Source organism: Caldithrix sp. (assembly GCF_056497305.1).
In genome coordinates, this window is the sequence record NZ_JBSMDE010000092.1 from 1 (window position 1) to 11,130 (window position 11,130).

The window sequence follows — 11,130 nt, forward strand, 5'->3', positions numbered from 1 at the left end:
TAGCGTGCGAAAATTTTTGTGCCGTGTGGTGGAGTGAAACTGTTGAATTGTTGATTTGTTGAATGGTTGAATGAGCATCGGGCTGACATTCCGAATTCACACTGATCGTGAATGGGGCCATGAAAGAAAATCTTCAACACAGGTGGTAATCCTTCCCCCTCTCCCAGACTTTTATTCTGGGAGAGGGGGATCGAGGGGGTGAGGGCTAATTCGTGAAATGACTTCCGCTGTTGGAGGAGAAGAATTAAGAGTGTAAGAGTTTAAAGGTTCCGGGGCATCGGCCTGTCATTTTTTAAAGAAGTTTTTGGTTGCGGCTCTGCTGCCTTAGAATACTTCCCTTAAAAGGTCTTTCAATTTAGCGTGTGAAAATTTTTGCGCTGTATGAGGAAATAAAGTCGTTGAATTGTTGAATGGTTGAATGGCCTGTCCGGCTGCGCCTTGCCAGACTGGCCTGTCCCCGAAAATCGGGGCGAGGAGGAGTTCAGTCTACCAGTGTAAAGGATTCTTCTTCCCGATAAATCGGGATCAGAATGACATGCCGGCACAGGCCTTCACCGCCTGGGCCCGTCTTGCCCCTTCACAAAATAATTCGTAATTCGTAATTTTTAATTAAAATTAATTCTTTGCCTGTCAGGCTGGTGCTGCCAGACGGGCCTGTCCGGTGCCAGACGGGTGTCCTTTGCGGTTTTTTAATGGTTGCGGCTTTGCTGCCTTAGAATACTCCCTTTCTTTTTAAAATTTTTCAAACTCTTTGTGAACTGTTTGTGAGAATCGGCCTGTAGATTGACACAGTAACGGAAATTTAACCTAAACAGGAGGTCTTTATGAGACATCTCATTCGTGCATCATTGTTAACTCTGGCTCTGGCCCTTATCTGGGGGTGTAACCAGGAACCGGCCGGATTTAACCGTACTGTTGAACAACAGGCGACCCTGGAAACCGACCGTTTTGAACCGGGCGTGGCCGCCGATCAGGAATTTGAATTCGAGGTAACCTTACAGAATATAACGCCTTTAACCGGCGACGGAGCCAGTCAACCCTTTTCGCCGCCACTGCTTACCACGCACACGCCGCTATTTCATATCTTTCGCCTGGGCGCCTTTGCTTCAGAAGAATTGGCTCAGATTGCCCAGGATGCCGTCAGCGGACCCATGGTCGAAATGTTAAACCAATCGCCGCAGGTTCTGGAAGTGGCACAGGGCGGTGGCGTTGTGTTGCCTGGTGCTCAGACTACCGTGCGCATTAAGGCCAGACCCGGTTTTCACAAATTATCATTGGTCACCATGCTGGTTAACACCAACGATGCCTTTACCGGAGTCGATGCCATTAATTTGCCGCGCTTTGGTACCGCGGTTTACTACCTAAAGGCTTACGACGCAGGTTCGGAGAAAAATACGGAACTGGCAGCTCATATTCCCGGTCCTTGCTGTGGCCATCCTTTTCAGGGCATTCCCACCCATCAGCGCATTAAATTCCACAAGGGCATAAAAGGAATCGGCGATCTGGATGCGCAGACCTATGGATGGCATGGCCCTGTGGCCAGGTTAACCATCAAAATGGTCCGTTAACATCCGCAAAGAAACGTGCCGGCGAGCTGAAATAGATCGCCGGCTCTGTTTTTGTTTGCTTCCCAAAACTGGAATAATACAACGATTATTTAGTTTTATTAAAACACTGGTCAGGGGAAAGGCCTGCTTTCCATGCTTGATAGATTGTAAAAAAATGAAGATTGAGATTAAACGTTATGACCGAAAACAACTACAAAATTCTGGTCATCGAAGACGACCGGAAGATTGTAAAACTACTGGCAATAAATCTTGGCGATTTGGGCTTTGAGCTGGATACAGCCTTTGATGGCCAAACGGGTCTGGAAATGGCGCTACAAAATACTTACCGATTGATTGTTCTGGATTTAATGCTACCAGAGATGGACGGCATTGAAGTCTGTAAACGGATTCGAGAACAGAACAAAATCATTCCCATCATCATGTTAACCGCCAGATCCGAAGAGTTCGATAAAGTACTGGGGCTGGAGCTCGGAGCAGACGATTACATCACCAAGCCGTTCAGCGTCAGAGAATTTATTACGCGCGTAAAGGTGATTTTAAGAAGAATTGATCTGGAAAAACAAATAAATACCGAAGCGGAAGAGAGTGTGCTGATTGAGGCCGGAAAATTAACCATCGACCTGGAAAAGCATCAGGTTTTTCTGGATGGGAAAACAATAGAGCTTACGGCAAAGGAATTTGATCTGCTGGTCCTCTTTGCCCGACATCCAGGTCGCATTTACAGCAGAGAGGTGCTGCTTGAACTGGTCTGGGGTTACAAATACGAAGGCTATGAGCACACGGTAAACTCTCATATTAATCGCCTGAGAAACAAGATTGAACAGGACCCTTCCAATCCACAATACATCAAAACCCTGTGGGGCGTAGGGTATCGCTTTGAGGTTACCGAGGAAGCCGTGTCATGAAAACCATCTGGAATTCTTTTTATGTTCGCCTCTCTGCGGTCTTTTTGTTACTCCTCATTCTCTTAGGCGCCTTGCAGATTGGCATTACGTTACAATCCTGGAACACCTATTACAAGGAAGCGGATCAGCGTTTGAATTTGAATCTGGCGGCCAATATGGCCAGAGAGCTGGAACCGCTGCTCAAAGATAGTAGTGATATCGCTACCATCGGCCATACCATTCACTATATGATGGTCCTGAATCCTCGAATTGAAATTTACCTTCTGGATGCTCAGGGAAAAATTCTGGCTTTTTTTGCCGATCCGCAAAAGAAGGTGAAAGTCAGGTCGGTCGACCTGCAGCCGATTAAACAGTTTTTAACGGCATCCGATCAGGTGCTCCTGATGGGGGATGATCCGCGGAACCCTGGCAGTAAAAAGCCCTTTTCTGCGGCTCCTTTACAAATCGGAAAGGCAAAAGGATACCTGTACATCATTTTAGGCGGCCAGCTGTACGATGCGGCCATCAGCGCCATTCGTCAACAATACCTGAGTCGCACCATTGTTAAAGGCTTGATTACCACGCTCATCTTTACAGCCCTAATTGGCTTGATTTTGTTCTTTCTGTTAACCCGACGCTTACGGAGCATGCACCAGGTGGTGAAGCATTTTGAACAGGGAGACCTACGCCAACGTATTGCCGTGCAATCCTATGATGAACTGGGACAATTAGCACGCTCTTTTAACCGAATGGCTGACAAAATCGTACGCAGTATTGAAACCTTAAAAAATACGGATCAATTACGGCGTGAATTGATTGCCAATATTTCTCACGATTTGCGCACACCTTTAGCATCGATTCAGGGCTATCTGGAGACCATCCAGATCAAAGGGCAGCGGATTACAAATGAGGAACGTGAGCAGTACATTAAGATCATTTCCGAAACGGCCCAGAGTATGCAAAAGTTGGTGGAACAACTGTTTGAATTATCCAAGCTGGAAGCCAACCAGATTAAACCCAGCTTCGAACCTTTCTCGATTAAGGACCTGATCTACGATGTGGCCATGAAATTTAAGCCGGCTGCCGACAAAAAAGGGGTGATGATTACCATTTCTGCGGCCGACGGTTTACCGCAGGTTTTTGCCGATGTTGGATTGATTGAGCGCGTATTTTCGAACTTAATCAACAATGCCTTACACTATACGCCCTTGGGCGGCGCCATTCTAATCTGCGCTTCTGCCTTAAAAAAACAAATTCGTATTGAAATCAAAGACACAGGGCCGGGCATCGCAAAAGAGGATTTGCCGTTTGTCTTTGATCGCTTCTTCAGGAGCCAAAAAGGCCAGGCGAAGCGATCCAGTGGTTCCGGATTGGGACTGGCCATTACCAAAAAAATTATTGACCTGCACAACACAGAAATTTTTGCTGAGAGCAGCCCTGGGCAGGGTAGCGCCTTTATTTTTACCCTCAATACCTGGTCTGCACCTGGACTAAGCGTGTAAACTATTCTAATTTTAAGAGGGTAAAGCTCAATTCAAAGATGGTACCTCTGGGATGGTTGTCTTTAACTTCAATGGTTCCGTTCATCCGCTTAACAACGCTCTGTACCAGGCTTAAACCAAGACCAAATCCTTTTTTGTTGGCAGCCGATTCACTGCGGTAAAAGCGTTCAAAGATGCGCCGTTTTTCAAAATCCGGAATTCCAATGCCCTCGTCAATAACAGAGATGTGAAGTGTGTGGTCCCTCTGTTTCAGGCGGACCTGGACAGTCGTGTCGTCTTCGGAATATTTCAGGGCATTGTCAATCAGGTTCTGCAGAGCCATGGAAAAATATTCCGGATTCCCCTTAAGAAAAAGATCGGTATTGGGAATGGTGAACACCACGCGATTGTTGTAGTAGGAAGTCAATTGCTTTAATATTCGATTGACCGTAATAATCGATGTTTCGGTTTTGTGGGCCATGTCGTCTTTGGCGATGATCAGCAGGGTGTTGATAATCTTGATCATGCGGTCGGTCTGTTCAATCAGCACGTTAAAGCTCTGGACACATTCAGGATTCGAATGTTCCCTTCTGGTGAGAAATTCCAGTTCGGTTTTAAGAATGGTTAAAGGCGACATTAACTGATGGGCGGCATTGTCTGTAAACTGGGCGATTTGGTTTATTTGATTTTCCAGGCGATCGAATAAATGATTGAGCGTATCGCGTAATTGTCCCATCTCATCGGAAGGGTCTGCGTCGTAATACAAACGCTTGGAAAGGTCCGTGGCTGAAATCCGCCTGGTTATCTGAATAATCTTGCGGATGGGAGCCAGATATTGCTGGGCGTTCATGTAGGCAATGCTCAAAATGACCAGTAAAACCAGCGGAAAAGTAATGATGTCAAAAAAGATGACATTGGATAGTAATTTTTTGCCGGCCGACTTTGGCGTGGAAAGCTGCAGGTAACCGTAAATTTTACCTGATTTTTTTACTGGTGCATAGCAGGTTCGAAGGTTAAAATGGTCCACATAATAATTGGCAAAGGTCAATGTGTCGAAATAAAGGGGAAAATGCACCGGGATGCCAGAGAGATATCGGGTGTTCCGACTTTGATGAAGAATGCGCCCAGTGCGGTCCAGAACCTGTAAAAAATAAGGCTTTTCCGTTAATTCCCGAAGGCCCCGTTCCTGCAGTTCGTCGTTGTTCAAAAAGGTTAGGCTATCGCCTCTCACCGATATGGCCATCACAAAATGATCCATCTCGTGAATCAATGCCAGATCAATTTCTTTTTCCAGATGCCTGTTCAATAAAATTAAAAAGAAGGCATTGAAGACGCCGTAAAAGACCAGCATGGTAAAGGTGTTGAACAGAATGATCCGTAAACTGCTCCGCGTAAAGTATTTATTCTTCAATAAACGTATATCCTTCCCCATAGACCGTTTTGATGTGATGGCAATCTGTAACCTCTGCCAGTTTTTTTCTTAAATTTTTGATGGTTGCTTCAATGAAATTGGTTGATGGTAAAAAATTGAGTCCCCAGATATCTCGGGCGATTTGTTCGCGGGTGATGATGGCATTTTTATGCTGCGCGAAATAATAGAGTAGTTCAAACTCTTTTTCTGAAAGTTTTACATGACCGGAGGCAGAACGCACTTCATGATTGACCACGTTTAGCTGGCATTCACCAAATTTAAGACTCTCTCTGTTTGTTTGTACACGCCTGAGAACCGCATTGATGCGTGCAAAGAGTTCTTTAAAGGCAAAGGGTTTGGTGATGTAATCATCGGCCCCGGCATTTAAGGCTTCCACCTTATTGGAAATATCGCTTAAAGCGGTGAGTAAGATAATGGGTGTTTTGTTCCCCTGGGAGCGGAGCGTTTTACAAACTTCATAACCATTTTTTCCTGGCATGCGCCAATCCAGTAACAAAAGGTCAACAGAATCGTTTTCATTTAAAAAGTCTAAAACAGCCTCTCCATCATAAACGACCGAAGCCTTAAATCCTTCGGCCTGGAAACTTTTTTGCAGCGAGTGAGCCAGACTCTGTTCATCTTCGGCAATGAGTACGTGCATGGCGATCCCTCATCTTTTTTTCTGCTCTATTTTAAGAAAAAATGCCGGACAAAAGCAAAAAAATGAAAAAAAAATCATAACTTACCCCTTTAATTTCAGGTTTCGTTTTGTAAATTTTAAACGACGTAGAATTCCCAGTGTTGAATCTAATGAAAGGAGTTGACATGCCAAAAAGTGTACAGGGATTTTTATGCCTTCTAATTATCTTTTCATTTCTTAGTGTAACCACAGCGCAGGATTATGTCGGATCGCAAACCTGTAAAACCTGTCATGGCTCAATTTATGATGAGGTGATACAATCGGGCCATCCGCACAAGCTGAAAAAGATCGAAGGCGCTCCTCCGACCTATCCGGAGGGAACCTCTGAAGGAGTACCCAATCCGCCAAGTGGTTTTACCTGGAATGACATCACCTATGTGATTGGCGGCTATGGTTGGAAAGCCCGCTTCATGGATTCCGAAGGCTACATTTTGACCGGAGACACGGAACGGCAATGGAACCTGACTAACTCGGAATTAGGCCTGGAGGCTCATTGGTCAGGCTATGATGCGGATAAAGCCCCCCGCAAGCCTTATACCTGTGGCTCCTGCCATACCACAGGTTGGGTAGCTACAGATGAAAACGGGCCGCATCAGGATGGTTTGCCAGGAATTTATGGCACCTGGAACGAACCTGGAGTGACCTGCGAAGCCTGTCACGGACCGGGGAGCGATCATGCCAGCGCGCCAAGTGCAACCAATATTTCTAAAGAGGAAAATTGCAACAACTGCCATATCCGCGGCGATGTAAACCAGATTGACGCTAGTGGTGGGCTGGTTAAACATCATGAACAATATGAAGAGTTATTAGCTTCTCCGCATTCAACCTTAGGCTGCTCGTCATGTCATGATCCTCACAAGGGAACCATCTATGATTTAGGTGGATTTTTAGGCGAAGACCAAACCTGTAAAACTTGTCATGCCGATAAAAAGATTAATATCCCGTCGATGGCCAACCTGGAATGTATGGATTGCCATATGCCTCAAACCGCTAAATCAGCTGTGGCTATTACAATCGATTACCAGGGCGGTTCAGTTATGAAAGGCGATATTAAAAGCCACATTTTTAGCATTACAACCGATACTACCTGGAGCTTCTTAACGGATGATGGGAAATATGTACGGGTGGATGACAATGGTAAAGCGCATCAGACGTTAGAAAATGTTTGTATGACCTGCCATACCGACGAAAATTTGGACTGGGCTGTTAAATATGCTGGTAAGGTTCATGGCGCTGGAGAATATGCTGGTTCAGCAACCTGTAAAACATGCCATAGCGCTATATATGACGATGTATTTAAATCGGGCCATCCTCATAAGCTGAAAAAGATTGCAGGCGCTCCACCGACCTATCCAGAAGGAACCTCTGAGGGAGTACCCAATCCACCCAGCGGATTTACATGGAACGACATTACTTATGTGATTGGTGGTTATGGCTGGAAAGCCCGCTTCATGGATTCCGAAGGTTACATTTTAACCGGTGACACGGAACGGCAATGGAATCTGACTAACTCCGATTTAGGTCTGGATGCCCATTGGTCAGGCTACGATGCTAGTGAGGCCCCCAGAAAACCCTACACTTGTGGCGCTTGCCATACCACGGGTTGGGAGGCAACCGGTGAAGCCGGACCGCACCAGGATGGTTTACCCGGTATTTATGGTACCTGGTCCGAACCTGGTGTGACTTGCGAAGCCTGCCATGGCCCGGCCGCCGATCATGCTGCTAATCCAACTTCTATCAAGCCTCCAAAATCTGAAGCATGTATTAACTGTCATGTACGCGGTGATGTGACGAAGATTGATGCCAAAGGTGGTTTTACCAAGCATCATGAGCAAAACGAAGAATTATTGGCTTCTCCGCACAAAGCCCTGGAATGTGTTACCTGCCACGAACCTCATAAAGGCACGGTCTATGATTTAGGTGGTTACAAAGGTGATGACCAGACCTGTAAAACCTGCCATAGCGATATCAAGGTTAAGGTTACAGAGATGGCCGGTCTTTCTTGTTACAGCTGCCATATGCCTAAATCCTCAAAATCTGCTGTAGGAATTACCATTGATTTTGTGGGCGGGTCTGTTAATAAGGGCGATATTAAGAGCCATATTTTCAGCATCACTACAGATACTACCTGGAAGTTCTTTACCGATGATGGTAAGTATGTACGTGTGGATGAAAATGGCGAGGCTCATCAAACACTGGCAAATGCCTGTATGAGTTGTCATACCGATGAAACTTTAGCCTGGGCTCTTGAAAACGTCGACGCGATCCATAAAGGCGGAACGGCGATTGCCAGCCATAAACAATTGCCTTCCACTTTTGCCCTTAAGCAGAACTATCCGAACCCATTTAACCCAACCACAACTATCAGTTTCGATCTGCCTAAGGCGGCTGATGTTCATTTAACTCTTTACACGATTACAGGGCAAAAAGTGGGTGAATTGCTCAACCAAAAAATGCCTGCCGGCGAACATCATATAACCATTAATGGGCAGGACCTGGCTTCCGGCGTTTACATCTACACCTTAAAGGCCGACCGATTCCGGGCCAGTAAAAAGATGATTCTAGCCAGATAAAACAAGCGTAGACATACCGCAAACAAAAGAAGAGGCGAATCCGTAAATTCGCCTCTTCTTTTTTTTTAAAAAAAATTGACTACCTCTCCTATTCCTGCTAATTTCTATTTAGTGATGAAAAATAGGTAAACTGTAAAAAAGATATTTTTTAGTGTCATTTTGAAAATTTCCCAAGATGGGAAAGACAGGTAATTTTAAGTTTGAAAATTTTTTGAAAATGACATATTGGGGCCTTTTGCAAAGATCCACGATAAAGTATAAAAAAAGAAGCCCTTGTTCTGGCCTATTTGCCAGTCATCTTTAAATTGTTTTTGTTTACCTTATAAAGAGGAAGTGTGATGAGTAAATCAAAAAAATCTACAAAGAAAAAACCAAAAAAGAAAAAGGCAGAACCATTAAAGGGAAAGAAGCCCAACTATAACCTCCCCCTGGTTGATAATGTGCTGGAAAAAGTTAAAGATACGGCAGATTTAATATATGAGCCTGAATTAGATGGGCTGTACTTCGATCCGACACTTCTTATTCAGAGGGCTATTGAAGCAAAGAGTAAAATAAATAAACGGTTGCGCAGAAAGAAAAAAATTAAAAACCATGAAACAGCCGAATTGCAGGCATTGATTGAAATATTGAGCGAAGAATTTCTGACTCCCCAATATATAGATTCGATTTACACTCGCGTTGCTGATTTGCATGAGCGGGCTGAGGAAGAAAGGAATCCGGAAATGATCGAAAAAACGCGCGCTATCATGGAACTGTTAAATTGGGAAGGAGTGGAGAAATACATAACGCGTTGTGGTTTGTATCAGAGCATTATGATGCGTAGCCTGCAAGTAGGGACCCGACTTATTGAGATTCTAAGTTCAGAGCTTCCGGATGAGCAAGAAGCAGATGAACAGGAGCCGATGGAGGACCTGTTTGCGGATCAAAACATTCTTGATCAAGTGTTGGCCCTGGATGAGGAATTCCCCGGCTTCTCTGATTACCTAAACAGCAATTTAGATACGGAAACTGAATTTGATGCTCTGGCGGTTTTATTGTTTAGTGGAGTTCTGTTTCTGGATATATATAGCCAGAAAGCTCTGGAAGATGGATTACGCCTCATATATGAATTTCTGGATGAAGAATTGGTAGAGTGGCCGCCGGATGAAAATATCTTCTCGCTCCTGCCGGAGTTGAGCCAACAACAAATGACCAAGCTAAACAACCTACTGCAAGAGTTCATTCTGAAAATGGACCTTGAAGAGTTGTCAAATGCCATGTACGACTCTCTCGATTATATTTTTGAAAATATAGAACTGGATGAAGAGGTTTATGACCTGGTGGATTTGGTCCTTGATGAGTTTGATGAATTGGATGAGGAAACTTTGCGTTACCTGGCGGTGGCTGCTTTTTGGGGCGAGTTGAGAGAATATCTGAGAGATGAAGATAATAGCGGCGACATACCGGATATTATCTTAAGCTTTTAGATAGGCTTATCTACTCAGAATACTTCCACTAAAAGACATAGTGATTAGGCGAGATACGAAAATTTTTGTACTGTGTGATTAAGTAAAACCGTTGAATTGTGGACTGGTCTGTCCAGCTGGACAGACGTCCAGATGGGCCTGTCCCCGAAAACGGGATTTTTGCTGCGCTCCAACCGGCTGCGCCTAGCCAGACGGGCCTGTCCGGTTGCCACGGCCAGACGGGCCTGTTCCCGAGGATCGGGATTTGCGCTTCGTTCCAACCGGCTGCGCCTCGCCAAACGAGTGCACTCTGTGGTTTTTTGAAAGTTGCGGCTTTGCAGCCTTAGATTTGGATTCAAACAAATGTCGCAGGGATAGCAATTTAAGCAATGTTTAAAACAAACACAGAAGAAATTGAGAAGTGTAAACCGTTGAAACGGTTTCCTATTTCGTCCTTACAGGACGATCCATGTTTTTTTGTGTTTTTGTTTTACCCACCGCTGACGCGATGGGCTACAAACATTTCGTCCCTACGGGACTTTAACGTGGGATGCTGAAACATGCACCTATTCGGCTGTGTTAGACCTGCGTGCTTACGTGTTTTTTTAGAATTCTTTCTTCAAATGATCTAGCGCTTTAGCGTGCGAAAATTTTTAAGCTGCCTAATTACAGGGCAATCACAAACGTATGAGTAGACGAACATTTAGAAATCAAATTTTACAAAGCAAAGATTAAAACTCACCCTTCTCTTTTTTTAATGGGAAGGTGGGCGGGGGGATGGGTTTTAAAACAAAAGCTCGCCATAAATGCTTCGCCCTCACAAAGTCGCGGATTGAAGCACGAGTTACATTGCTCTTTTGAATGTTCTGCCAATGTAAGGGATTCTTCGACCCCGATAAATCGGGGACTCAGAATGACATCCCGGCACGGTTCCTCACCGCCTGGGCATAAGTTGCCCCTTCGCAAATTAATTCGTAATTCGTCATTCGTAATTTTTAATTTATATATACTTCTCTGTGCTCTGTGTGGTTACTTACATTTCTGTGAAAATGTTTGTGGTTGCGGCTT

The 11,130-nt window shown here is 44.8% G+C and carries 8 protein-coding genes; 5 read left to right on the forward strand and 3 right to left on the reverse strand.

What is annotated here, in order from left to right; all coding sequences use genetic code 11:
• Positions 1 to 824: 824 nt before the first annotated feature.
• From ACWB0I_RS08135 to ACWB0I_RS08145, 3 genes are all read left to right on the forward strand, one after another.
• On the forward strand, positions 825 to 1,568 hold the full coding sequence (locus ACWB0I_RS08135; protein WP_479387557.1) for a spondin domain-containing protein: 744 nt from the start codon (positions 825 to 827) through the stop codon (positions 1,566 to 1,568).
• 176 nt (positions 1,569 to 1,744) lie between these two features.
• Complete coding sequence (locus ACWB0I_RS08140; protein WP_479387558.1) at positions 1,745 to 2,473, forward strand: winged helix-turn-helix domain-containing protein; 729 nt, start codon at positions 1,745 to 1,747, stop codon at positions 2,471 to 2,473.
• Positions 2,470 to 3,954 carry a sensor histidine kinase gene (locus tag ACWB0I_RS08145; RefSeq protein ID WP_479387559.1) on the forward strand — a complete coding sequence of 495 codons (1,485 nt, stop codon included), beginning with the start codon at positions 2,470 to 2,472 and terminating at the stop codon, positions 3,952 to 3,954. Before ACWB0I_RS08140 ends, ACWB0I_RS08145 begins: the two co-directional genes overlap by 4 nt.
• 1 nt (position 3,955) lies before the next feature.
• Here ACWB0I_RS08145 and ACWB0I_RS08150 read toward each other — a convergent pair whose 3' ends face one another.
• Positions 3,956 to 5,344, reverse strand: a complete 1,389-nt coding sequence (locus ACWB0I_RS08150) for a sensor histidine kinase (RefSeq protein WP_479387560.1) — start codon at positions 5,342 to 5,344, stop codon at positions 3,956 to 3,958.
• Entirely contained in the window at positions 5,334 to 6,005 is a 672-nt protein-coding gene (locus tag ACWB0I_RS08155) for a response regulator transcription factor (RefSeq protein WP_479387561.1), read from the reverse strand. The genes ACWB0I_RS08150 and ACWB0I_RS08155 overlap by 11 nt, the downstream gene beginning before the upstream one ends.
• A gap of 164 nt (positions 6,006 to 6,169) precedes the next feature.
• Here ACWB0I_RS08155 and ACWB0I_RS08160 point away from each other — a divergent pair, with 164 nt between their 5' ends.
• Both ACWB0I_RS08160 and ACWB0I_RS08165 read left to right on the forward strand, forming a co-directional pair.
• Positions 6,170 to 8,617 (forward strand): cytochrome c3 family protein, encoded by a 2,448-nt coding sequence (locus ACWB0I_RS08160; RefSeq protein ID WP_479387562.1) that lies wholly within the window; start codon positions 6,170 to 6,172, stop codon positions 8,615 to 8,617.
• Positions 8,618 to 8,955: 338 nt separating this feature from the next.
• Positions 8,956 to 10,083 (forward strand): hypothetical protein, encoded by a 1,128-nt coding sequence (locus ACWB0I_RS08165; protein WP_479387563.1) that lies wholly within the window; start codon positions 8,956 to 8,958, stop codon positions 10,081 to 10,083.
• Positions 10,084 to 10,127: 44 nt separating this feature from the next.
• On the opposite strand, the gene ACWB0I_RS08170 is transcribed toward ACWB0I_RS08165, so the two are convergent.
• On the reverse strand, positions 10,128 to 10,343 hold the full coding sequence (locus ACWB0I_RS08170; RefSeq protein WP_479387564.1) for a hypothetical protein: 216 nt from the start codon (positions 10,341 to 10,343) through the stop codon (positions 10,128 to 10,130).
• Between the last annotated feature and the right edge of the window lie 787 nt (positions 10,344 to 11,130).